This window comes from Nonomuraea sp. NPDC049637 (assembly GCF_040675235.1).
Taxonomy (GTDB): domain Bacteria; phylum Actinomycetota; class Actinomycetes; order Streptosporangiales; family Streptosporangiaceae; genus Nonomuraea.
In genome coordinates, this window is record NZ_JBFAOM010000005.1 from 247,075 (window position 1) to 270,199 (window position 23,125).

Consider the following 23,125-nt stretch of genomic DNA (forward strand, 5'->3'; position numbering starts at 1 on the left):
GAGGGATACGTCCATGGCTGAAGACGTCAAGCGAGCCGAGCCCTTCCAGATCACCATCCCGGCGGTGCGCACCGGGCCGGTCATCGGCGTGGGCCTGCTGATCGTGCTGATCTCGCTGGTGTTCCGGGCGAGCCTGCTCAGCAAGGCCTACTTCGTCGAGGACGACTTCCTCTTCGTGGCCGGGGCCGGCGACAGCGGGCCGACCTGGGAGTACCTGATGAGGGTGCACAAGGGGCACCTCATGCCGGGCGCGCTCGGCCTGGTGTGGCTGCTCACGTCGCTCGCGCCGTACAGCTGGGCGCTGGTGTCGTTCGTGACCGTGGCGATCCAGGGGGCCGCCTCGGTCATGTTCCTGGTGCTGCTGCGGCGGCTGTTCGGCGACCGGGCGGCGGTGCTCGCCGCGCTGACCGTCTACGCGTTCGCGCCGCTCACCGTGCCCGCCATGAGCTGGTGGTCGGCGGCGCTCAACGCCGTGCCGCTGCAGCTCGCGCTGATCGCGGCGCTGGCCGCGCACGTCAGGTACGTACGCGAGGGCCAGGGCCGCTGGCGGGCCCTGGCCTGGACCGCCGTCGGGATGGCCTTCTCCACCAAGGGGGTGTTCATCCCGTTCGTGGTGCTCGGCGTCAGCAGTGCCTACCTCGGCCGGGGCCTGTGGGCCCGCGCCCTGCTCGCCGAGCTGCGCAGGCCGGTCTGGTGGGCGCACGGCCTGCTGCTGGCCGGGTACGCGCTGCTCTACTGGCTGCGCCGCGACACCGCCGGGGCCGACGCGCTGACCGGCCCGAAGGCCGAGGTGGTCCCGGGGCTGCTGCGCAGGCTGCTAGGTGAGACCTTCCCGACGGGGGCCGTCGGCGGCCCGCTGCGCTGGGGCGGCGTCACCTCGACCGGCGGGCTGGCCGACCCGGCCCCGGTGACCGTGGCCGTGGCGTGGGCGGTGCTCGCCGCGCTGGTCGTGGTCACCTGCGTGTACCGCAGGCGGGCCTGGCGGGCGTGGGCGATCCTGGCGGTCTACGTGGTGGTCGCCGACGCGGTGCCCACCGTGATCGCGCGGGCCACCGCCTGGGACCTGATCGGGGCCGAGACCCGGTACGTCGCCGACGCCGCCGTGCTCTTCGCCCTCTGCCTGGCGCTGGCCGTCATGCCGGTGGAGGACGAGCCCGACGTCCTGCGCCGGCCGGTGCCGGCGAGCATGCCGGCCGTCGGCGGCGTGCTGACCGCCGTCTTCCTCGTCGTGTCGCTGATCTCGATCAACACCTTCGGCGACACGCTCACCGGCGACCGGGTCAGGACGTACCTGGAGAACGCGAAGGCCTCGCTGGCCGCGGCGGCGGGGGAGGCCGACATCTACGCCCGTCCGGTGCCGCCGGAGATCGTCCTGCCGTGGAACGGGGAGCGCCGGATGACCTCGTACGTGCTGGCGCCGCTGGCCGACGACGCGACCAGGGAGCGCATGCGCGACCCGCGGCCCTCGTCGGAGCCGTACGTGCTGGACGACACGGGCAAGCTCGTCCTGGTGGGGCGGGTGGTGCCGTTCTTCGACGCGGTCAAGGGGCGCAAGTGCTTCCCGGCGGGCAAGGAGTTCCCCGTCGAGTCCTTCGGCGGGCCCGGCGTGGTGGTGGCCATGTCGTACGTCAGCCCGCGGCCCGTGCAGGTCGTGGTGGAGGTCGGCGAGGCCCAGCGGGCGGCCACGCTGCCCGCGACCGGCGCCATGGGCGCGCTGTTCTACGTGCCGCACGACGGGCCGGGCAAGGGCATGCGGATCACCGCGGCCGGGGCGCAGGGTCAGGCGTTCTGCCTCAGGGCGGTGGCCTTCGGCGAGCCGGGCCCGGCGGCGCGCTGAGGCACCAGGCGGATCAGCCGCCTGGCGGGCTCCTCCACGTAGCGGTGGGTGAGCCCGGCCATGGTGACCGTGATGGCGGTGACGGCGACCAGGTTGACCAGGAGGTTGCCGGTCCACGGCCGCTGGCCGGTGAAGTCGTACCAGAGGTAGAGGATGACGAACTGCCACAGGAAGACGCCGTAGGAGATCTGGCCCAGGTAGCTCATCACCCGGCCGCCGAGCAGTTCGTGCACCCGGGTGGGCCGTCCGGCCGCCAGCGCGGCGGGGGCGACCAGGCAGAAGGCGACGAGCGTGTAGAGGCCCTGCTCGGTGAACGCGGTCCAGATGCTGCCCAGACCGACCGCGCGCGGCCCGGTGAGCGGCGTGGCGGCGATGAGGTAGGCCAGGCCCGCGATGACCCACAACGTGCCCCACGAGGAGGCCAGCGCGGCGCTCAGCCGCCGGGCGCGGCCGTCCTCGGCCCTGGCCCAGACGGTCAGCACGGCCAGCGCCATGCCGGGCACGAAGAACGTCCAGGAGCGCGGCAGCCACACGTTCATCCAGGGCCGGTAGTCGGGGAAGTACTCGAAGACCGTGTACACGTAGGACAGCGCGCCGAAGACGGCCAGGCCGATGAGCAGCCGCCGTCCCCTGGTCCGCAGGTCGGGGTCGCCGCGCAGGGCGAACCTGCGCAGCACCGCCGCCATCAGCGGGAGCGTGAGGTAGAAGGTCAGCTCGACCGCGAGGCTCCACATCTGGCCGAGCCCCTTGGGGCCGAGGCCGTACCACCAGGGGGTGATGTCGTAGGTGTGCACGAGGAACAACATCTGCGCCCACGTCCAGGGGTCCGCGCGGTGCGCGTCGCCCCACAGCAGCAGCGCCACGGCGACCACCAGCCAGTACGCCGGCATGATCCGGAAGAAGCGTTTCCACAGGTAGCGGCGGGTGTCCGGGGCCCGGTCGCCGAGCAGGACCTGGGCCGCCCACGGCCGGTACAGCAGCAGGCCGGAGAGCGTGAAGAAGATCGGCACGCCGATCTCGCCCCTGGACAGCACGCCGCCCAGGAACCCCGGGTCCAGCGCCGTCCCCGCCTCCATGGACACGTGGAACAGCAGGACGGCGAAGGCGGCCACGGCGCGCACGCCGTCGAGCGAGGTCTGGTGTCCTGAGACCACCGGCACCCCGCCCGAAGTAGAACCTGTTTCGGTCACGTTTCCGCATCCCTGGTGACGTCGGTCACTCGTCGCAATAACATACCGGCGAGTAGGTAGTTCGTTTCAGTACTTAACCACCCAAACAGGCGTCAGTGCACCTGCGCACATGGAGGGTCCATGAACCGGGTCGTCGTTGGCAGCGTCCTCATCGCCGTCGGGGCATTCCTCATCGTTCTGGCTCCCCTGGTGCGCCTCCAGGTCGCGCCCGCCTTCATGGCCGCCAAGGGCGACCAGTACAGCATCAGCAAACTGCACGCGACGGGCGCCCAGTACTTCAGCATCCCGGACGGCAAGGTGCTCACCGCCGACCTCGACATCATCGTGACCACCCGCGGCGATGTTAAGGAAGCCAACGACGACCGCGTCGTCTGGGACGAGTTCACCGCCGTCAACGACGTCACCAACAGCAAGCCGGGCATCAACTTCAGCGAGCGGCGCAGCGCCTTCGACAAGCGCTCCGGCGTCGGCCTCAACTGCTGCGGCGCCAGCATCGACAAGGCCCCGGTGCAGCTCCAGGGCCAGATCTACAAGTTCCCGTTCGACGTGGAGAAGAAGACCTACCAGGTCTTCAACGCCAGCGCGGGCAAGGCGTTCGACGCCAGGTTCGTCGGCGAGGAGCAGGTCAACGGGCTGCCCACGTACAAGTTCGAGCAGACCGTCCCCGAGACCAGGACGCAGACGCTGAACGCGCCCGCCGCCTGGTTCGGCATGGGCACCTCGGGCGACGTTCAGCTGAACCGGTTCTACTCCGGCACCGTCACCTACTGGATCGAGCCCACCACCGGCGCGCCCGTCAAGCAGGAGCAGGTGCGCAACGAGGTGCTCAAGAGCCAGGACGGCATCGAGCGCTCCAAGGCGTTCGTGGCCACCGCCAAGATGACCGACGACACGGTCAAGGGCCTGGTGGACAGCGCCGCCGAGGGCAAGAGCCAGATCAACCTGATCAGGACCACGCTGCCGATCGTGCTCGGCGTGGTCGGGGTCGTCCTGCTCCTGGGCGGCCTGCTGCTCGCCCTGCGCGGCCGCCGGTCCGCATGAGCCAGGGCGTGGTCGCCCGGCCCTGGTCGCCCGCGCCCGCGCTGGCGCTGGTCAGGGCGGCCCGGCCGCGTCAGTGGCTGAAGAACCTGCTCGTCCTGGCCGCCCCCATGGCGGCCGGGGTGCTCGGTCAGCCGGGCCGCCTGCTCGCGGCGCTGCTCGTCCTGGCCGCCTTCTGCCTGGCCGCCAGCGGCTCCTACCTGCTGAACGACGCCTCCGACGTGGAGGCCGACCGGCTGCACCCGCGCAAGCGCCGCCGGGCCGTCGCCTCCGGCGCGGTGTCGGTGCGCACGGCCCGGGTGGCGGGCGTCGTCCTGCTGGTCCTCGGGCCCGCGGTCGCCGCGCTCGCCGGCGGCTGGCAGGCGCCCGCGGTCGTCGCCGGGTACGTCGCCCTGACCCTGGCCTACACGACCTGGCTCAAGCACCAGGAGGTCGTGGACCTCATCGCGGTCGCCGGCTGCCACGTGATCAGGGCCTACGCCGGGGCCGTCGCCGTCGGGGTGCCGGTGACCGGCTGGTTCCTCGTGGTCGTCTCGCTGGCCGCGCTGCAGCTCGTGGCCGGCAAGCGCGAGGCCGAGCTGCGGTCGCGGGGCGTGTCGGGGACGCGGGCCACGCTGGCCGCCTACCCGGCCGCGTACCTCACGCACGTGCGGATCATGGCGTCCGGGGCGATGATCGTCACGTACTGCCTGTGGGCGCTGAACGCGCACGAGAACGTGTTCTATGGGCTGAGCATCGTCCCGTTCCTGCTCCTCGTGCTCCGGCACAACCTGCTGGTCGAGCGGGGCGGCGGCGAGGAGCCCGAGGAGCTGGTGATCCGCGACCGGCCCACCCTCGTCTTCGCCGCCGCGCTGGTCGTCCTGGTGGGGCTCGGGATCTACGCGTGAGCACGTTCCTCACCGGCTGGGGCCGCACCTCGCCCACCCCCGCCGTGCTGCGCCGCCCCCGTTCCCTGGACGAGCTGCGCGACCTGGTCGCGGCCGCGCCGGCCCGCGGTGCCGTCGCCCGCGGGCTCGGCCGCTCGTACGGCGACGCCGCCCAGAACGCCGGCGGCCTCGTCCTCGACTGCACCGGCCTGGACGCCTGGAGCCTCGACGAGCGCACCGGCGAAGTGACCGCGGCGGGCGGGGTCAGCCTGCACGAGGTGATGACGGCGCTGGTGCCCCGCGGCTGGTTCGTGCCCGTGAGCCCCGGGACCAGGCACGTCACGGTCGGCGGGGCCGTCGCGGCCGACGTGCACGGCAAGAACCACCACCGCGACTCCTCCTTCGGCGCGCACGTGCGCTCCCTCACCCTGGTGACCGCCGACGGCGCCGCCAGGGTGCTGCGCCCCGGCGACCCGCTCTTCCGGGCGACCGTCGGCGGCATGGGCCTGACCGGGGTGGTGGCCGAGGCGACGTTCGGCTGCGTGCCGGTCGAGTCGTCCCTGATGCGGGTGGACGTACGGCGCACCGCCGACCTGGACGAGACGCTCGACGTCATGGCCCGCACCGACGACCGCTACCGCTACACGGTGGCCTGGATCGACCTGCTCGCCCGCGGCCGCCGGATGGGCCGCAGCGTCCTGACCAGGGGCGACCACGCGCCCCGCGACGCGGAGAAGCCGCCGCCGGTCTTCGCGCCGCGCGCCCGGCTGCACGCGCCGCCGTGGGTGCCGGACGGGCTGCTCAACGGGCTCAGCGTGCGCGCCTTCAACGAGCTCTGGTACCGCAGGGCGCCGCGGAGCGCGACGGTCACGCAGGGCATCGCGCCGTTCTTCCACCCGCTCGACTTCGTCGAGGGCTGGAACCGCATGTACGGCTCGCGCGGCTTCGTGCAGTACCAGTTCGTGGTGCCGTTCGGCGCGGAGGAGACGTTGCGCGACGTCGTCGGGTCGTTGTCGGCCCACGGGACGGTGTCGTTCCTGACGGTGCTCAAGCGGTTCGGTCCCGGTTCGGGCGGGTTCCTGTCCTTCCCCGTGCCCGGCTGGACCCTGGCCCTGGACATCCCGGCCGGTCAGCGCGGCCTGAGCGGGCTCCTGCGCGGCTTCGACGAGCGCGTCGCGCAGGCCGGGGGACGGGTGTACCTCGCCAAGGACGCCCGGCTGCGCGCCGACATGATGGCGGCGATGTACCCCGAACTGGAACGATGGCGGAGCATCAGGGACGAGGCCGACCCGGAGGGCCTGTTCCGCTCGGACCTGTCCAGGAGACTACGACTGTGACCACCACTTCTGACGCGAGCCGGGCGGCCGCCGCTCCGGGGCGGGGGGCGTCGTGAGAAACGCGCTCGGGGCCGTGGACAGCGTGCTGCTGCTGGGCGGGCGGAGCGAGATCGGCCTGGAGATCGTCCGGCTGCTGGTCGGGCTGGGCGCGAGCCGGGTCGTGCTGGCCGCCAGGGGCGAGCTCACGCCGCCGGCGGACCTCGCCGCCGAGGTGCACGTCCTGCCGTTCGACGCGCTGGACGTGGGGTCGCACGCCGCCGTCCTGGCCAGGGCCGTGGAGCTGGTGGGCGACCTCGACGTGGTGATCTCCGCGTTCGGCGTGCTCGGCAGCCAGGACGACTACGACGCCGACCCGGCCGCCGCCGCCGAGGCCGTCGCGGTCAACTACGGCGGCCACGTCTCGGTGGACCTGCACGCCGCCAGGGTCCTGCGCGAGCAGGGGCACGGCACCCTCGTGGTGCTCTCGTCGGTCGCCGGGGCCCGGGTGCGCAAGGCCAACTTCGTCTACGGCTCGGCCAAGGCCGGGCTCGACGGGTTCGCGCAGGGGCTCGGCGACGCGCTGCACGGCTCGGGCGCGCGCGTGCTGATCGTGCGTCCGGGCTTCGTGGTCGGGCGGATGACCAAGGGCCTGCCGCCGGCGCCGCTCTCCTCGACGCCCCGCCAGGTGGCCCTGGCCACCGTGCGCGCGCTGCGCGAGGGCGCGTCGTCCGTGTGGGTGCCGCGGGCGCTCGGCCCGGCGTTCGGCCTGCTGCGCCTGCTGCCGCGGCCGCTCTGGCGGCGGCTGCCGCGCTAGAACGCGTCCCAGGCCCGGAGGCCGACCGACGAAAGGTTCTAGAGTAGAACACGTTGCAGTTCGGCTGCGGCGCGGCTTATCGTCGGGCTATGCGGACACGGGTCACGGACATGTTCGGAATCGAGCTCCCGATCTTCGCCTTCAGCCACTGCAGGGACGTGGTCGCCGCGGTCAGCCGCGCGGGCGGCATGGGAGTGCTCGGCGCGCTCTACTTCACCCCGGAAGAGCTCGAGATGGAGCTCAAGTGGATCGACGACCACGTCGACGGCAGACCGTACGGCGTGGACGTGGTCATGCCCGCCTCCTACGAGGGCGCCGACTTCGCCCCCGAGGAGCTCGTCGGCCGCCTGCAGGCGATGATCCCCGAGGGGCACCGCGCGTTCGTCGAGAACCTGCTGGGCAGGCACGGCGTGCCGCCGCTGTCGTCCGACGCCGACCCCGGCCGGGTGCTGCTCGGCTGGACCGACGCCACCGCGCGTCCCCAGGTCGAGGTCGCGCTCCGCCATCCCATCGCCCTGCTGGCCAACGCCCTCGGGCCGCCCCCGGCCGACGTCGTGGACCTCGCCCACCGGCACGGCGTCAAGGTCGCCGCCCTGGCCTCGACCCCGCGGCACGCGCTCAAGCAGGTCGAGGTCGGCGTGGACGTCGTCGTCGCCCAGGGCACCGAGGCCGGCGGCCACACCGGCGAGATCTCGACCATGGTGCTCATCCCGCAGGTGGTGGACGCCGTGGACGTCCCCGTCCTCGCGGCGGGCGGCATCGGGAACGGCCGGCAGATGGCGGCCGGCATGGCGCTGGGCGCGGAGGGCGTCTGGACCGGCTCCCTCTGGCTCACCGTCGAGGAGGCCGACACCCCCGAGATGGCGAAACGCCGCATCCTGGAGGCCACCTCGCGCGACACCGTGCGCTCCCGGAGCTGGACCGGCAAGCCCGCCCGCCTGCTCAGGAACGAGTGGACCGAGGCGTGGGAGTCGCAGGAGTCGCCGGGCACGCTGCCGATGCCGCTGCAGTTCATGCTCGTCTCGGACGCCCTGCGCCGGATCGGCCGCTCGGACGCCTCGGAGCTGGCCACGTTCCCCGCCGGGCAGGTCATCGGCCTCACCAACCAGGTGCGCTCGACGAAGGACGTGGTGTTCGGGCTCGTGGAGGAGTACGCGGAGGCCCTGGAACGCCTCGACCGCATCACCCGGGACTGACCGCCCGGCTGTCGCCGTGGGGGCGTGCCGCTGCCCGGCGGCGTCCGCGAGCGCCTGGTGCGGACGGGCCTCGGCGGCCTGCGGGACTGACTCCCTTCCCGCAGGCCGCGGTTCCGGCGGCTCTCCCGGCAGCTCTCCGGCGGTTCTCCGTCAGCCGAACATGCCGGGCACGTAGTCGCCCGCGGGCTGCTGGACGATGACGTTCACCCGGTTAAAGGCGTTGATCAGGGCGATCAGGCACACCAGCGCCCCGAGCTGCTCCTCGTCGTAGTGCTTGGCGGCGTTCGCCCAGACCTCCTCCGGGACGCCGCCGGCGCCGTCGGCGATGCGGGTGCCCTGCTCGGCCAGCTCCAGCGCGGCCCGCTCGGCCTCGGTGAACACCTTGGCCTCGCGCCAGGCGGCGACCAGGTTGAGCCGGATCGAGGTCTCGCCGGCGTGCGCGGCGTCCTTGGTGTGCATGTCGGTGCAGAAGCCGCAGCCGTTGATCTGGCTGGCCCGGATCTTCACGAGCTCCTGCGTGGCGTGGGGCAGGCCCGAGTCCATGATGACCTTGTTGGTGCTGATGAGGTGCTTCATAGCCTTGGTCGCGACCTGGTTCTCGAAGACGTTCAGACGGGCTTCCATGACGCGCTCCTTGTCGTCGTCGACTGCTTCCACCTCTGGGACGGGGCAGCCCGACGGGATGTGACAGGAACGGATGTGACGTGCGTCTCTCCTCCTGGGGAGTGGTCAGCGGCCTTCGTAGCGGGCCGGGCGCTTCTCGCGGAACGCCCGAGTGCCCTCCTTGGCGTCCTCCGAGCCGATCACCGGCCAGCCGAGCTCGTCCGACACCTTCAGGGCCTCGGGCTCCGGCATGCCCAGGGTGTCCCGGTACGTCCGCAGAATGGCCTGGACCGCCAGCGGCCCGGAGGCGGCGATGTCCGCTGCCAGTTCCCGGGCCGTCTCCAGCGCCCGCCCGCACGGCACCACCCGGTTGACCAGCCCCATCGCCAGGGCCTCGGCGGCGGTCACGGAACGGCCGGTGAGCAGCAGGTCCATGGCGTGGCAGTAGGGGATCTGGCGGGGCAGCCGGACGGCGCAGCCGCCCATGGGGAAGAGTGCGCGTTTGGCCTCGAACAGCCCCAGGGTGGCCGATTCGGCGACCACTCTCAGGTCCGTCCCGACCAGCAGCTCCGTGCCGCCGGCGACCGCGTACCCCTCGACAGCGCTGATGATCGGCTTGGTCGGCAGGTCCTCCCTCAGCAGCCCCTTCCAGTGAAAATTCGGGATCTGGGCGGCCCTTGCCTGAACCTCGGGATCGGTCGAGGGTTGGCCCATGGCCTTGAGGTCGGCCCCGGCGCAGAACGTGCCCTCCGCCCCGGTCAGGATCGCGACCCGGATCGAGGGCTCGGCCGACGCGTACGCCCACGCCGAGGCCAGCCCGATCAGCATGTCCGAGGAGAGGGCGTTGCGGGCCTCCGGCCGGTTCATCGTGACGGTCAGGACGTGGCCGTCGCGTTCCACCCGGCAGTGCGGGGTGCTGATCGGCAGAAGCTCCATGTACGCCTCCCGAATCCCAGAAGCAATGAATCAAGCGCTTGCTCCGCACTTTACCCGCGGGATACGCTCCGCACAGCAAACGAGAACAAGTTCCTGTTTTGCTACGCCTGAGCTGAGGAGATCAGATGGGCACGCTCGGTTTCTGGAGGCTGGCGCAGGCGGATCCCGAGTGGATCGCGGCCGTCGACCCCGACGGCACGGAGCACCGCGCGGGTGACCTCCTGGCCCGTTCGAACCGCCTCGTCCACGGGTTACGCGAGCTCGGCCTGGAGCCGGGCGACGGAATCTGCGGCCTGGTCCCGAACGGCGCGGACGGCCTCGTCCTCTACCTGGCCGCGCTCCAGGCCGGCTGGTACTACACGCCGATCAACTGGCACCTCACCGGCCCGGAGATCGGCTACATCGTCTCCGACAGCGAGGCCAAGGCGTTCTTCGTCCACCCCCGCTTCCTCCAGGAGGGCGCCAGGGGAGCCGAGGCGATCGAGCCGCACCGCCGCTTCCTCCTCGGAGACGGCGGCGGGGACGGCGGCGGGGACGGCGGCGGGGACGGCGGCGGGGACGGCGGCGGGGACGGCGGCGGGGACGGCTTCCGCCCGGCGAGCGAGCTGACCGCCGGGCAGCCGGACACCGCGCCGCCCGGCCGCACGGCCGGCGCCACCATGCACTACACCTCGGGCACCACCGGCCGGCCCAAGGGCGTCAGGCGCACGCTGAGCGGCCTCGACCCCGACGACGGCGCCGAGCTGATGACCTTCCTGCTCGGCCTGTTCGGCATCACGGCCGGGCCGCCCAACGCGCACCTGGTCACCTCGCCCAGCTACCACACCGCCGTCACCCAGTTCGGCGGCAGCGCCCTGCACATGGGCCACACCCTCGTCTACATGGACAGATGGGACGCCGAGGAGACGCTCCGGCTGTGCGAGCGCTACCGCGTCACGAACTCCCACATGGTTCCCACGCACTTCAAGCGCCTGCTCGCGCTCCCCGAGGCCACCAGGGCCAAGTACGACCTGTCCTCGCTCAGGTGGATGATCCACGCCGCCGCCCCCTGCCCCGTCCCGGTCAAATGGGCGATGTTCGAGTGGTGGGGCGACTGCATCTACGAGTACTACGCGGCCACCGAGGGCGGCGGCACCCTGGCCACGCCCGAGGGCTGGAAGGCGCATCCGGGCACGGTCGGCTCCGCCTGGCCGATCAGCGAGCTGCTGATCGCGGACGACGAGGGCGAACCCGTACCGACCGGCACTCCCGGCACGATCTACATGAAGATGATGGGCGTGCCCTTCGAGTACAAGGGCGACCCCGACAAGACCGCCGCGAACCGGCTCAAGGACTACTTCACGGTCGGCGACATCGGATACCTGGACGAGGACGGCTTCCTCTTCCTCTGCGACCGCAAGGCCGACATGATCATCTCCGGCGGGACGAACATCTACCCGGCCGAGATCGAGAACGAGCTCATGATCCACCCCAAGGTCGCGGACGTGGCCGTGTTCGGCATCCCGGACGACGACTGGGGCGAGCAGATCAAGGCCGTCGTCGAGCCCGCGCCGGGCGTCGCGCCGGGTCCCGAGCTCGCGGCCGAGCTGATCGCCTCGCTGGAGGGCCGCCTGGCCCGGATGAAGTGGCCCAAGAGCGTCGACTTCATCGCCGAGATGCCCCGCGAGCCCAACGGCAAGCTGCTCAAGCGCAAGCTCCGCGCACCGTACTGGGAGGGTCACGACCGTGCCATCTGACGATCCGCTGGTCGCCCAGCACGTCCTGGAGTTCCCCGGCGGCTACACCCGGACCACCGGGCCGGTGATCGGGCGCTTCCTCACCGAGTTGCGCGGCCGCCGCATCGTCGGAGTGCGCACGAAAGAGGGCAAGGTGCTCGTGCCGCCCCTCGAATACGACCCCGCCACCGGCGACCCCGTCACCTCCGAGTACGTCGAGGTCGGCCCGGCCGGCACGGTGACCTCCTGGGCCTGGGTGCCCGAGCCCCTGGCGAACCACCCGCTCGACCGGCCCTTCGCCTGGGCCACGATCCTGCTGGACGGCGCCGACACCGCGCTCGTGCACGCCGTCGCCGCCGACGGCCCCAAGGCGCTGTCGAAGGGCTCCCGCGTCTGGCCGGTGTGGCGCGACCGGCCCACGGGCCACATCACCGACATCGCCCACTTCGCACCCGAGGTCACGAAGATCGTGTCCAACGTGCGGGCCGAGTACCGCCTCCAGGCGGGCGGCTCGCTCCGCGTCTTCCTGGAGGGCGTCGAGCGCGGCGTCTTCCTCGGCGGACGTTGCGAGCAGTGCGACCAGGTGTACGTGCCGTACCGGATGTCCTGCCCCCAGTGCGGAGGTCTCATCCCGGAGACGCTCGAACTCCCCGACACCGGGACGATCACCACGTTCGCCATCAACAACCTGCCGGATCCGCGCGCGCCCGAAGTGCCGTTCGTCTCCGCCTACATCCTGCTCGACCACGCCGACATCCCCATGATCGCCCTGATCGGCGACGTACCCGCGCACGAGGTGCGCCAGGGCATGCGGGTCAGGGCCGTCTGGGTGCCCGAGGAGGAGCGGAGCAAGTCCATGGCGAACATCCGCTGGTTCGCCCCCACCGGCGAGCCCGACGTGGAGCTGTCATGAGAGAGGTCGCGATCGTCGCGTTCGCGCAGACCGTCCACACCGACCACGACACCGGGCTCACCGAGCCCGAGCTGATCCTGCCCGTGATCAGCGAGGTCAAGGAGCGGACCGGGCTGACCAGGTTCGGCTTCACCTGCTCCGGGAGCTGCGACTACCTGGCCGGGGCGCCGTTCTCGTTCGTCAGCGCCCTGGACGCGCTCGGCGCCTGGCCGCCCATCTCCGAGAGCCACGTCGAGATGGACGGCGCCTGGGCCCTGTACGAGGCGTGGGTCCGCCTCCAGCACGGCGACATCGACTCGGCCCTGGTCTACGGCTTCGGCAAGTCGTCGCTCGGCGACCTGCGCACCATCATGACCCTCCAGCTCGACCCCTACTACCTGGAACCCCTCGGCCTCGACCAGCTCTCCCTGGCCGCACTCCAGGCGAACGCGCTCGACGCGGACAGGAAGCAGCTCGACGAGATCGTCCGCCGGTCCAGGGCGGACGGCAGGAGCAACCCGTACGCGCTCGACCTGCCCGAACCGGACGGCGAGGAGGTCGCGGTCGAACCCCTCAGAAAGACGGACGTGCCGCCCGTCACGGACGGCGCGGCGGCGATCGTGCTGGCCACGGCGGAACTGGCCGGACGGCTCACCAGCCGCCCCGCCTTCGTCAAGGGCATCGCCCACCGCATCGAGCCGCACTACCTCGGCATGCGGGAACTGGCCAGATCGGCCTCCGCGGCCGACGCCGCACGGGCCGCCGGCGTCGGCAAGGGCCCGGTCGAGGTGGCCGAGCTGCACGTCCAGTTCCCGCACGAGGAGCTCATCCTGCGCGAGGCGCTCGAACTGGGCGGCGACACGGTGATCAACCCGTCCGGCGGGCCGCTCGCCGCCAACCCCGTCATGGCCACGGGGCTCATCCGCATCGGCGAGGCCGCGCGGCACATCCTCGACGGCGGCGCGAGCCGCACCGTCGGGCACGCCGCCGGCGGCCCCTGCCTGCAGCACAACCTCGTCACGGTCCTGGAGGCGTGAATCATGGGCAACCGCTGCGCGGTGATCGGGGTCGGGCAGACGCACTACACCACCAAGCGCAGGGACGTCTCCATCGCGGGCCTGGTCCGCGAGGCGGCGCTGCGGGCCCTGGAGGACGCCGGGCTGACGTTCAAGGACATCGACGCCGTCGTGGTCGGCAAGGCGCCCGACCTGTTCGAGGGCGTGATGATGCCCGAGGCGTACCTCGCCGACGCGCTCGGCGCGGCGGGCAAGCCGATGATGCGGGTGCACACCGCGGGCAGCGTCGGCGGCTCGACGGCGCTGGTCGGCGCGAGCCTGATCCAGGGCGGCGTGCACGAGCGGGTGCTCGTGGTGGCCTTCGAGAAGCAGTCGGAGTCCAACGCCACCTGGGCGCTGTCCACGCACCTGCCCTTCAGCGCGTCGCTCGTGGTCGGCGCCGGCGGCTACTTCGCGCCGCACATCCGCGAGTACATGCGCAGGTCCGGCGCGCCCGGCCACATCGGCACGCTGGTCGCGGTCAAGGACCGGCTCAACGCCCTGAAGAACCCCTACGCCCACCTCAGGATCCCCGGCATCGACCAGAAGATGGTCGAGTCCACGCCGATGCTCTGGGAGCCGATCCGCTACCTGGAGACCTGCCCGTCCAGCGACGGCGCGTGCGCGATGGTCCTGGCCGCCGAGCACAAGGTCACCGGCACCCCCGCCTGGGTGCACGGCACCGCCATGCGCTCGGAGCCCATCTTCCGGGCCGGCCGCGACACCGTCAGCCCCCAGGGCGGCAAGGACTGCGCCGCCGACGTCTACCGCCAGGCCGGCGTCACCGACCCGCGCCGCGAGATCGACGTGGCCGAGGTGTACGTGCCCTTCTCCTGGTACGAGCCGATGTGGCTGGAGAACCTGGGATTCGCGGCGGAAGGCGAGGGCTGGAAGCTGACCGAGTCCGGCGCCACGGCCCTCGACGGCGACATCCCGTGGAACGCCTCCGGCGGCGTGCTGTCGAGCAACCCGATCGGGGCCTCGGGGCTGATCAGGTTCGCCGAGGCCGCCCTCCAGGTCCGCGGCCAGGCCGGCGAGCACCAAGTGGACGGCGCCCGCACGGCGCTCGGCCACGCCTACGGCGGCGGAGCCCAGTTCTTCGCGATGTGGATCGTCGGACGGGAGAGACCCTGATGGAGTTCAACCACGCGGACCTGTTCGAAGCACTCGCCGACACGATCGGGGACCGCACCGCCGTCATCTGCGGCGAGCGGCGGCGCACCTACGCCGAGCTGGACGCCGAGGCCAACCGGCTCGCCCACTACCTCGCCGACCTGGGCGTGCGGCCGGGCCAGCACGTCGGGCTGCACCTGTACAACGGCGTGGAGTACCTGGCCGGGCTGCTGGCCGCGCTCAAGATCCGGGCCGTGCCGATCAACGTCAACTACCGGTACGTCGAGGCCGAGCTGCTCTACCTCTACCAGGACGCCGACCTGCGCGCGCTGGTCTACGACGTCGAGTTCGACCCCCGTGTGGCCGCCGTCGCGCACCAGGCGCCGCTGCTGGACCACCTGATCGCGGTCGGCGGCGAGTCGTCGATCGCCTCGGCGGTGCCGTACGAGGCGGCGCTGGAGCGCGGCAGGCCGGAACGCGGCTTCCCCCCGCGCACCGGCCAGGACGTCTACATCATCTACACCGGCGGCACCACCGGCATGCCCAAGGGCGCGATGTGGCACGTCGAGGACCTGTTCATGGCCTTCGGCGGCGGCAACCCGTACGGCGACCCGCGCACCACCCCGCAGGAGGTCATCGACGAGGCCGTCAAGGCCACCCCCATGATCATGATGGCCACCTCGCCGCTCATGCACGGCGCCGCGCAGATGGCCACCTTCATCAGCTGGTGGGCGGGCGGGACGATGGTGCTCGTCCCCAAGTTCGACGCCGGCGAGGTGTGGCGGGCGGTCGAGCGCGAGCGCGTGCTCACCATGAGCATCACGGGCGACGCCATGGCCAGGCCGCTGGCCGAGGCGCTGGAGACGGGCACGTACGACCTGTCGTCGTTGTTCGTCGTCAGCTCCACCGGCGCGATCCTGAGCGGCGCGGTCCGCGACCGGCTCCAGGGCCTGCTGCCCGACGTCATGATCGTGGACAGCTTCGGCTCGACGGAGTCCGGCTACACCGCCTCCGCGCTGCCCGGCTCCACGCCCGAGACCGGGCTGCGCTACCAGCCCAACCCGTCGGCCAGGATCAGCGTCCTGGACGAGCGGGGACGTCCCGTTCCGCCGGGTTCGGGGCAGATGGGGACGGTGGCCAGGTCCGGGCGGGTGGCGTTCGGCTACTACAACGACCCGGACAAGTCGGCGCGCACCTTCGTCACCGACCCCGACGGCACCCGCTGGCTGCTCACCGGCGACCTGGCGACCGTGGACGCCGACGGCACCGTGCACGTGTTCGGCCGCGGCTCGCAGTGCATCAACACCGGCGGCGAGAAGGTGTTCCCCGAGGAGGTCGAGGCCGTGCTCAAGGGCCATCCAGGGGTGTTCGACGCGGTGGTGACCGGCGTGCCGGACGAGCGGTGGGGAAGCAGGGTGGCGGCCGTGGTCGAGCCGCGTCCCGGCGTCGAGGTGACCGCCGCCGAGCTGGACGCCCACTGCCGGGCGTCGTTGTCGGGGTACAAGGTGCCGCGTTCGTACGCGTTCGTGAAGGAGATGGTCCGCTCGCCCGCCGGCAAGGCCGACTACCGCTGGGCCAGGCAGACCGCCGAGACCGCCACCCCCTGACCACCCCAACGCACGCCCTGACCACCCCACCCCCACCGCGTGGCCCGCGCGCCCTCGCAGGGGCTCGCCTTCCTCCTGTCTCGGGGGCGTCGCTCGCCGGTTCCGGCCGCAGGGGAGGGTTACGTCGTGCGTAGTTCGGCCTCCACCTGGGCCGCCTCCTCGCGCCTGCCGGCCTTCTCCAGCAGCCGCAGCCGGCCGCGCAGCACGTCGCGCAGCAGTTCGGTGAGCTCGGTGAGCTCGCCGGTCCCGCCGTTCGCGCCGTTCGCGCCGGTTCCGCTGTTCGTGGCGGGGCCGCCGGCGGTCAGGAGGCCGCGCAGCAGGCCGTGCGCGACCCGGAGGGCGGTGTCGGCCGCGTCGTCCCTGCCCAGCTCCTCCTGGCAGAAGCCGAGCCGGGCGTGGGCGACGGCGGCGGCCGGCTCGTCGTCGATGACCTGGGCGCCGCGATGGAAGACCAGGCTCGCCTCCAGCGCCCGGCCCGACTCCATCAGCGCGTCGCCCAGCATGAGCATGGCGCGGGACAGGATGCCGCCGAGCAGGGGGTTGGCGGGGGCGTGGCGTTCCAGCGTGGCGACGGCCTCGCGCAGCGGCCCCACCGCCGCCGCCGGCTGCTCGCGCAGCCGGAGCGCGGCGGCCAGCGTCAGCCCGGCACCGGCCCGGCTGACGTGCAGCGCCTCGGCGTTCATGCCCGTGGTCAGCAGCTCGTCGTAGATCGCGATGGCCTCGCGGGCCCGCTGCTCGGCCTCCGCCGCCGCGCCGGGCCGCAGCAAGGGCAGCAGCTCCGAGCTCTGCGCCAGCGAATCAGCCAGGATCGCCCGGTACGTCAGCTCGCCCGGCGACCGCCTGGCCAGCCGGATCAGCTCCTCGGCCAGCGCGCCCGCCTCCCGCGCCTCGCCCAGCATCATGTGGCACCTGACCAGGCGCTGGGTGGCCAGGGCATGCCTGAGCGTGCGCGGCGGCAGGCCGGTGACGGCGATCCTGGCGTACTCGGCGGCCTCCTCGGGACGCCCGGCGGCCAGCAGGTCGTCGGCCACCGTCCCGGCCACCTCTGCCGCCGCCGCGGGCCGGGCGAGCCGGACGTGCAGCCGCATGGCCTCCACCAGGTGGGCCAGCGCCTCCTGCGTCCTGCCGGACGCGCGCAGCACCTGCCCCCGCACCTGGATCGCCTGCGCGCGCACGCCGAGCAGCCCGGCCTCGCCGCCCCGCGCCTCGGCGGCGCGTTCCTGCTCGGCCAGCGACCAGGTCACCGCCTCCAGCGCGGCCTGCGGGCGGTCCAGGGCGGCCAGAGCGGCGCCGAGCTGGGCGTACGTGACGGCGGCGACGGCGGGCTCGTCCAGTTCGTCGCAGAGGTCGGCGGCGCGTTCCGAGTGGGCCAGAGCCTCCACCGGCCGACCGGCCTCCAACAGCCTGACCGCGTACCTGTTCAGCGTGTCGGCCAGCGCCCTCCCGTCCTCGGCCAACAGGTCCACGGCCTGCTCAAGGACGGTCAGGTCGGCGTCGCCGAGCGCGGCAAGCGCCAGGCCCAGCGAATGCCGGTGGCGGGCGTCGAACGCGGCCAGCCCCTTGAGGACGCGTACGGCCGGAGCCGCCGTCGCGCCGCTGAGCATGAGGCAGTGGCCGAACCGCTCGTGGAGCAGCGGGTTCTCGCTCACCGGGGCTTCGCGCTCCAACGCCTCGGCGAACGCCGTCAGCAGCGGCAGCAGCCTGGCGGCCGTCCTCGGGGTGGTCAGGTGGGCGGACAGCTCGTCCACGGCCTTGATGAGCACGTCGGGGCGGGGTAGGGGGCGTACCCGGAGGATCTGGGCGTACAGGTCGGTTCCGGCGGACGGGCCGTGACCGGTCACCCGGAGCCGGGCCAGCCGGGCCAGCGCCTGTACGTGCACGCCGGCCAGGTCCCGGGTGAGCGGGCCCTCCTCGGCCATCAGGGCGATGCCCTTGGCCAGCTCGGCGGCGGCGAGGTCGCGTTCGTCCAGGTCGGCGTGGCACAGGCCGCTGAGCTCCAGGCAGGTGGCGGTGAGCAGGCGGGTGCGCTCGGGCGGCTCGGGCACCAGGATGTCCAGCGCGCGGGTGACCGATTGGAGCGCTCCTGCCACGTTCCCGGCGGCCAGCCGGAGACCCGCGTGCAGACGCAGCGCGCCTGCGAGCACGACCGGGGACTCCAGCCGCTCGGCCACCAGCCCTTCACACACCGTGACCAGCCGCTCCGCCTTGCCGTCGGCCGCCTCCAGGCGGCCCGTGGCCTCCAGCGCCACGACCTCCAGGACGAGCAGCTTGGCCAGCTCCTGCTGCACCACGAAGCTGACCTCGGCCTGCGGCCCACACGCCTCGACAGCACCCCGCAGGTACGGCACCGCCTCCTGGTACCGCCCCAACCCCACAAGCGCCCGCCCAACCGCCCCCACAACAGCCCCACCCACAACGGGGCCTCCTGCGACGGGGCCTCCTGCGACGGGGCCTCCTGCGACGGGGCCACCCCCGACGGACCCGCCTGCGGTGGGCGCGCCTGCGGTGGGCCCACCCACCACCGCCCCACCCAACATCCCGCCGCCGCTTCTAGCCCCCTTGGTACCCCCGTCGCCCACGCCCCCGCCGCCCGCGCCGCTCAGTCGCGCGCCGTCCAGGCCCGCGCCACCTGCGCCGTTCGCGCCGTTCCCGTCGCCGGGGTCGTCAGGTGCCGCGTGGCGTCGTAGGAGGTCGGCGGCCTGGGTTGCGAGACGGAGGCCGTCGCGGGCGCGTCCGGTTTCGGCCCAGGCGCGTGCCAGCGCTGCCTGGGCGGCGACGAACGCTTGCACCCTCACGGCTTGCGGCCCGTTCGCAGACTGGAGCCTGTCTCCGGTTTGCGGTCCGTTCGGGGCATGCGGCCTGTCTGCGGTTTGCGGCCGGTTCGGGGTCTGCGGACCATTCGTGGGCTGTGGTCCGGTGGGGAGTTGCGGGTCCTCCAGGGAGCTCGGGCCGCCCATGGCTTGTGGGCCTTCCAGGGCCGCAGGGCCGGTGGCGAATGCGGGGGTGTCCGCGGGTTCCAGGGCGGCGCGGCGTTCGGTCAGGGTTCGTGCGGCTCTGGTCACGTCGGGTGGCGGGGTGATCAGGGGGGTCATCCAGGGCTGTTCGGGTTCTCCGGCGGCCGCGGCGGTGGGGTCGGTCGTCGAGTCCTGCCAGGCTTGGATCTCCTCCCGGTGTCGCCGGTAGGACGCGTCTGCGGTGCTCAGAGCGTCGTACAGAGCGGCCGCCGCCTCCAGGTGGGCTCGGGCGTCGGCGGGGCGGTCGAGTTCGGCCAGGCAGAGGGCGAGCAGGTGCCTGGAGCGGGCCCTGGCGGCCGTGTGCCGTTCGTCCACTTTGTCCAGTTCGGCGGCGAGGATCGCGGCGTCCTGGAGCGGGTCGAGCGCCTCGCGGGGGCGCGCGTCGGTCAGCAGCAGTTCGCCCAGGTCGAGGAGCTGGGCGGTCAGGGCCGGGCGGTGCTCGTCGGGTTCGAGCGCGACCAGCGAGCGCAGGTTCCGCACCGCCTCGGCGGCGAACCGCTCGGCCTGGTCCAGGTCGTCCAGCTCGCGGTGGAGTCCGGCCAGCAGGCCCGCGGCCTCGGCCAGCATCAGCCGCAGGCCCGGCTCCTCGTCCGCCAGGCCGCGCAGCCGTACGACGGCCTCCGCGGCGGGTGCGACGGCCTCGGCCGCCCTGCCGTGTTCGCCGAGCCACCGGGCCAGCAGGCACAACCGCTCAGCCAGATCCCTGTCGGTCGGCGCCGCGCCCGCCACGGCGGCGGTGACCGCCACGGTGAGACAGGCGGCCAACTCGGGCAACGCCTCCGGCTCGGTACCGGTGTCGGCGAAGGCGAACGGCGGGACGGGCGCTGGCACCCGCCTGACGACGCCCGGCATGGCGGCCGGTCCGGCGCCTGGCGCCGTGCCCGGTCCGGAGCCGTGGCGCATGGAGCGCTGTCCGGCAACGGGGATGGCGGGCGGCCCGGCACCTGGCGTGGTGGCCGGTCCGGAGCCGTGGGGCACTGGCGGGTGGGCGGTGCCTGGCGTGGTGGTCGGTCCGGTGGCGCGGGACGGAGGGGGCTGTCCGGCGCTGGGCGTGGCGGGTGGTCCGGTGAACTCGGGCATGGTGGGCGGGACCGCGTCGCGTGTGGTGGTCGGTTCGAGGCTGGGTAACGGAAGGGCGGTGGGTTTGGGGGGTTGGGGCAGGGGAGCAGAAATGGGGCTGGTGGGGAAGGCGTTCGCGGTGAGGACGTCGGTCAGGGCTGTGGCGACCTCGCCGGAACCGCCCGCCGCCGCGAACGCCTCCACTGCCTCGGCCGTCCGCCCCGAGTCCAGCAGCGCGCACGCCAGGTTGTGGTACGCCTGCCCGGCCCGTCCCGCGTACCGGGGGGCGTCCTCGGCCAGGATGCGGAACCGGGTCGCCGCCTCCTGGACGGGCCTCAGCGCGCTCCCGGACTCGCCCGCGAGCAGCAGGCACGCCCCCAGGACGAACAGCGCCTCCGCCTGACCGGCCGCCTCCTCGTACGGGGGAGCGGCCGCGAAGATCTCCACGGCCTCGGCGGCGGCCACCACCGCCTCACCCACCCGTCCCACGGCCGACAACCGGGACGACAGCCGGGCCAGCGCCCCCGCCAGCGAGGTCCGCCTGCCACCTGCACGGAAGTGCCGTACGGCCAGCTCGGCCAGCGTCACCTCAAGGGCCCGCAACCCGAGCGGCGGCCCAGCCCGGAAACCACCCCATGAATCCGCCCGGGAATCCACCTGCGCATTCCCCTGCGCATCCCCCCGCGCATCCACCAGCGGCTCCGCCTGCGGTTCGAGGGTCAGCGCGGCCGCCGCCGCGGCCGTCGTCCGGTCGGCCGGCAGTTGTGTGAGCGCGGCGTTGAGCAGGTCGCCGAGCCGGGTGGCGGGGTTCGCCGCCGCCTCCGCGACCAGCGCCCCGAGCCTGGACGTCACCAGCGAACGCAGCGCCCGCCCCACCTCCGCCCGCTCCGCGCCCAGGCGGAGCACGTCGAGCAGGCGTGCCAGGTGCCCGGCCGTCCGCCGCTCGTGGTCGTGCACGGCCAGGACCAGCGCGTCCAGGTCCTCGGTCTCGGCGAGCGCCTGCTCGGCCACCAGGTCCGGGCCGAGCGGGCACAGCCGGTCCACGCCGGGGAAGACGCGTCCCAGCCAGTCGGCGACGACCGCCGCGGCCTGCGGGTCGCCGTGCAGGGCGGGCACGGCCGACAGCAGGCCGGGCAGCTCGGCGGGGGTGGGGGCGGTGAGCGTGAGCAGGGCGACGGACTGCCGGGCGGTGGTCTCGTCCACCTGGGCGCGGCCGGCGGGCCAGACGGTGGCCCACTGGTCGCGTTCGCGGTCGAGGAAGCGGCTGAGCAACTCCTCGCCGACGGTCACCACCGCGCGCGTCCTGGTCCCGCTCCGGCCGCCGGGACGGAAGGCGTTCCAGGACGTCCCGGGGCGGGGCTCGGGCGCCGTCCGGTAGGGCGGGGCGCCGATCCCGCCGCCGGGCAGGGCGTCCGGGACGGTGGGCGCGGGCAGGACCTCCGTCTCGCCGCCGCGCAGCCGCAGCAGGGCCGCCAGGTGGACGCGGAGCGGCAGGCCGTACTCGGGGTCGTCCAGGCGCGGCGGCGTGGGGAGCGCGGCCCGGCTCGGCGCGAACGACTTCATCGCCGTGAACGCGTGCTCGGTGCGCTCGTTCAGGGTGAGCGGGTGCTGGTTGAGCTGCACGGTCGTGGTGTTGAGCCGGCGCAGCCAGCCGCCCGCCGCCGTGTCCAGCCGCCGCCACCACTCCGCCTCGCCGGGCTCGCGGGCCAGCAGCAACACCCGTACGCGGGGGTTGTGCCCGTGCTTGGCCAGCCGCCGTACCAGCTCGCCCACCAGCGGAGCGGACGGCTCCGGCGACTCCACGACCACCAGCGAGGGCCGCACCGCCTCCAGCGACACCGCCGCGCGCCCGGACAGGGCGGCGAGCGCGGCGTCCAGGGACAGGAAACCGGCGTCCCAGCCCGCTTCCCGCAGTTCCTCGCACAACTCCCCGGCCAGCCGGGTACGGCCCGTGCCGCTCCGCCCGGTCACCACCGCGACCGACAGCGCGGCCGGCTCCCCGGCCCAGGCCCGCAGCGCGGCGAGCTGCCCGTCCCGCCCGGAGTACGGCACCACGGCGTGCCGCGGCAGCAGCAGCCGCCAGTCCGGGCAGTCGGACGGCAACGGCTCCCGCGCCGGCAACAGCAACCCGGCCAGGACCACCCGCCCGTCACCGGCGTCAACGCTCTCCACCGCGCCAGGCGCAGCCCCGGTCAGCTCGCGGAACCGGTCGTCGCCCAGCAGCACGCCCACCGGCACCGCGTCGAGCCGCCCCCGGGCGTGCCCGGCGGCCGAGGCCGTGACGACGGCGGCGACCTGCCCGGCGGGCTCGGCCAGCAGCGCGGCCCCGGTCAGGCCCGCCCACACCTGCAGGGGAGGCGGCGGGCCTGGCACGTCCATGCTGAGCGTCCGCGACGCCGGGCCCCTGGGGGCGGCGGTGGTTCCGGACAACACCCGGACGTCCCTGAACCCCGACCGCCGGGGCGCCTGCGGGAACCCCATGGCCAGGCACGGCACCCGCTCCCCGGCCGGCGCCGCCCACCGGACGTGCCCGATGCCGGGCACGTCGGCCCAGGGCTCTCCGGGCACCCGCAGCAGCGCCGCGCCGTGCCCGCGCCAGACCTGCTCGGCCGGCGCCCACCGGGACGACCACGGCGGGCGCACCTGGCAGGGCGCGCCGGGGTCCACCACGAGGGACGCGGTCAGCACGAGATCCGTGCCGATCACATGGCCGGTCGCGGTCACGCCGACCACGTCGTCGTGACCCGAGTAGACCTCGACGACTCGTTCGAGGCCGAGGCGGTGCGGTGGCGCGTCCATGGGTCCGCCTAGCTGCTACGTCCCGGCTTTTCGTCCCCCGATCGATCTCACTATCGCATTAAGAGCGGGAAATTT

General features: G+C 73.4%; 15 protein-coding genes. 11 read left to right on the forward strand and 4 right to left on the reverse strand.

The features are described from left to right. Positions 1 to 13: 13 nt before the first annotated feature. Positions 14 to 1,837, forward strand: a complete 1,824-nt coding sequence (locus tag AB0J71_RS09780; RefSeq protein ID WP_352323103.1) for a hypothetical protein — start codon at positions 14 to 16, stop codon at positions 1,835 to 1,837. Here AB0J71_RS09780 and AB0J71_RS09785 read toward each other — a convergent pair. Beyond that, complete coding sequence (locus tag AB0J71_RS09785) at positions 1,780 to 3,027, reverse strand: acyltransferase (RefSeq protein ID WP_352323102.1); 1,248 nt, start codon at positions 3,025 to 3,027, stop codon at positions 1,780 to 1,782. The two genes, AB0J71_RS09780 and AB0J71_RS09785, sit on opposite strands and share 58 nt — an antisense overlap. Positions 3,028 to 3,147: 120 nt before the next feature. Between AB0J71_RS09785 and AB0J71_RS09790 the strand changes: the two genes are divergently transcribed. The 5 genes from AB0J71_RS09790 to AB0J71_RS09810 all read left to right on the forward strand — a co-directional run bounded on the left by AB0J71_RS09790 (position 3,148) and on the right by AB0J71_RS09810 (position 8,257). After that, positions 3,148 to 4,068 (forward strand): DUF3068 domain-containing protein, encoded by a 921-nt coding sequence (locus tag AB0J71_RS09790; RefSeq protein WP_352323101.1) that lies wholly within the window; start codon positions 3,148 to 3,150, stop codon positions 4,066 to 4,068. Next, the gene (locus AB0J71_RS09795) at positions 4,065 to 4,952 is read left to right on the forward strand and encodes a decaprenyl-phosphate phosphoribosyltransferase (RefSeq protein ID WP_364413606.1); all 888 of its coding nucleotides are present in this window, start codon (positions 4,065 to 4,067) and stop codon (positions 4,950 to 4,952) included. The genes AB0J71_RS09790 and AB0J71_RS09795 overlap by 4 nt, the downstream gene beginning before the upstream one ends. Further along, positions 4,949 to 6,268, forward strand: coding sequence for an FAD-binding oxidoreductase (locus AB0J71_RS09800; protein WP_364413608.1), 1,320 nt, complete (start codon positions 4,949 to 4,951; stop codon positions 6,266 to 6,268). Before AB0J71_RS09795 ends, AB0J71_RS09800 begins: the two co-directional genes overlap by 4 nt. 52 nt (positions 6,269 to 6,320) lie before the next feature. Next, the gene (locus AB0J71_RS09805) at positions 6,321 to 7,061 is read left to right on the forward strand and encodes an SDR family NAD(P)-dependent oxidoreductase (RefSeq protein WP_364413610.1); all 741 of its coding nucleotides are present in this window, start codon (positions 6,321 to 6,323) and stop codon (positions 7,059 to 7,061) included. Positions 7,062 to 7,150: 89 nt separating this feature from the next. Then, the gene (locus AB0J71_RS09810; protein WP_352323097.1) at positions 7,151 to 8,257 is read left to right on the forward strand and encodes a nitronate monooxygenase family protein; all 1,107 of its coding nucleotides are present in this window, start codon (positions 7,151 to 7,153) and stop codon (positions 8,255 to 8,257) included. A 150-nt stretch (positions 8,258 to 8,407) separates the two neighbouring features. Here the strand turns inward: AB0J71_RS09810 and AB0J71_RS09815 are convergent, their stop codons facing one another. Continuing rightward, positions 8,408 to 8,881, reverse strand: coding sequence for a carboxymuconolactone decarboxylase family protein (locus AB0J71_RS09815; protein WP_352323096.1), 474 nt, complete (start codon positions 8,879 to 8,881; stop codon positions 8,408 to 8,410). 105 nt (positions 8,882 to 8,986) lie between these two features. Next, positions 8,987 to 9,796, reverse strand: a complete 810-nt coding sequence (locus AB0J71_RS09820) for a crotonase/enoyl-CoA hydratase family protein (RefSeq protein ID WP_364413612.1) — start codon at positions 9,794 to 9,796, stop codon at positions 8,987 to 8,989. 125 nt (positions 9,797 to 9,921) lie between these two features. On the opposite strand from AB0J71_RS09820, the gene AB0J71_RS09825 reads away from it, so the two are divergent. Genes AB0J71_RS09825 through AB0J71_RS09845 form a run of 5 tightly spaced genes read left to right on the forward strand, consistent with a single transcriptional unit; the run spans position 9,922 to position 16,178 of the window. Continuing rightward, positions 9,922 to 11,532 carry an acyl-CoA synthetase gene (locus tag AB0J71_RS09825; protein WP_364413614.1) on the forward strand — a complete coding sequence of 537 codons (1,611 nt, stop codon included), beginning with the start codon at positions 9,922 to 9,924 and terminating at the stop codon, positions 11,530 to 11,532. Next, positions 11,522 to 12,424 carry an OB-fold domain-containing protein gene (locus AB0J71_RS09830; RefSeq protein ID WP_352323093.1) on the forward strand — a complete coding sequence of 301 codons (903 nt, stop codon included), beginning with the start codon at positions 11,522 to 11,524 and terminating at the stop codon, positions 12,422 to 12,424. Before AB0J71_RS09825 ends, AB0J71_RS09830 begins: the two co-directional genes overlap by 11 nt. After that, positions 12,421 to 13,440: a thiolase domain-containing protein gene (locus AB0J71_RS09835; protein WP_364413616.1), complete on the forward strand. Its 1,020-nt coding sequence runs from the start codon at positions 12,421 to 12,423 to the stop codon at positions 13,438 to 13,440. The genes AB0J71_RS09830 and AB0J71_RS09835 overlap by 4 nt, the downstream gene beginning before the upstream one ends. Positions 13,441 to 13,443: 3 nt before the next feature. After that, positions 13,444 to 14,592, forward strand: coding sequence for a thiolase domain-containing protein (locus AB0J71_RS09840; protein ID WP_352323091.1), 1,149 nt, complete (start codon positions 13,444 to 13,446; stop codon positions 14,590 to 14,592). Continuing rightward, the gene (locus AB0J71_RS09845; protein WP_352323090.1) at positions 14,592 to 16,178 is read left to right on the forward strand and encodes an acyl-CoA synthetase; all 1,587 of its coding nucleotides are present in this window, start codon (positions 14,592 to 14,594) and stop codon (positions 16,176 to 16,178) included. Before AB0J71_RS09840 ends, AB0J71_RS09845 begins: the two co-directional genes overlap by 1 nt. A 119-nt stretch (positions 16,179 to 16,297) precedes the next feature. Here AB0J71_RS09845 and AB0J71_RS09850 read toward each other — a convergent pair whose 3' ends face one another. Further along, positions 16,298 to 23,050: a hypothetical protein gene (locus AB0J71_RS09850; protein WP_364413618.1), complete on the reverse strand. Its 6,753-nt coding sequence runs from the start codon at positions 23,048 to 23,050 to the stop codon at positions 16,298 to 16,300. Between the last annotated feature and the right edge of the window lie 75 nt (positions 23,051 to 23,125).

What these genes read in the sequence shown, in the direction of transcription:
- AB0J71_RS09810 (WP_352323097.1), top strand. Translation starts at nt 7,151, where the DNA reads ATGCGGACACGGGTCACGGACATGTTCGGAATCGAGCTCCCGATCTTC.
- AB0J71_RS09820 (WP_364413612.1), bottom strand. Translation starts at nt 9,796, where the DNA reads ATGGAGCTTCTGCCGATCAGCACCCCGCACTGCCGGGTGGAACGCGAC.
- AB0J71_RS09825 (WP_364413614.1), top strand. Translation starts at nt 9,922, where the DNA reads ATGGGCACGCTCGGTTTCTGGAGGCTGGCGCAGGCGGATCCCGAGTGG.
- AB0J71_RS09850 (WP_364413618.1), bottom strand. Translation starts at nt 23,050, where the DNA reads ATGGACGCGCCACCGCACCGCCTCGGCCTCGAACGAGTCGTCGAGGTC.
- AB0J71_RS09780 (WP_352323103.1), top strand. Translation starts at nt 14, where the DNA reads ATGGCTGAAGACGTCAAGCGAGCCGAGCCCTTCCAGATCACCATCCCG.
- AB0J71_RS09845 (WP_352323090.1), top strand. Translation starts at nt 14,592, where the DNA reads ATGGAGTTCAACCACGCGGACCTGTTCGAAGCACTCGCCGACACGATC.
- AB0J71_RS09795 (WP_364413606.1), top strand. Translation starts at nt 4,065, where the DNA reads ATGAGCCAGGGCGTGGTCGCCCGGCCCTGGTCGCCCGCGCCCGCGCTG.
- AB0J71_RS09790 (WP_352323101.1), top strand. Translation starts at nt 3,148, where the DNA reads ATGAACCGGGTCGTCGTTGGCAGCGTCCTCATCGCCGTCGGGGCATTC.
- AB0J71_RS09835 (WP_364413616.1), top strand. Translation starts at nt 12,421, where the DNA reads ATGAGAGAGGTCGCGATCGTCGCGTTCGCGCAGACCGTCCACACCGAC.
- AB0J71_RS09840 (WP_352323091.1), top strand. Translation starts at nt 13,444, where the DNA reads ATGGGCAACCGCTGCGCGGTGATCGGGGTCGGGCAGACGCACTACACC.
- AB0J71_RS09815 (WP_352323096.1), bottom strand. Translation starts at nt 8,881, where the DNA reads ATGGAAGCCCGTCTGAACGTCTTCGAGAACCAGGTCGCGACCAAGGCT.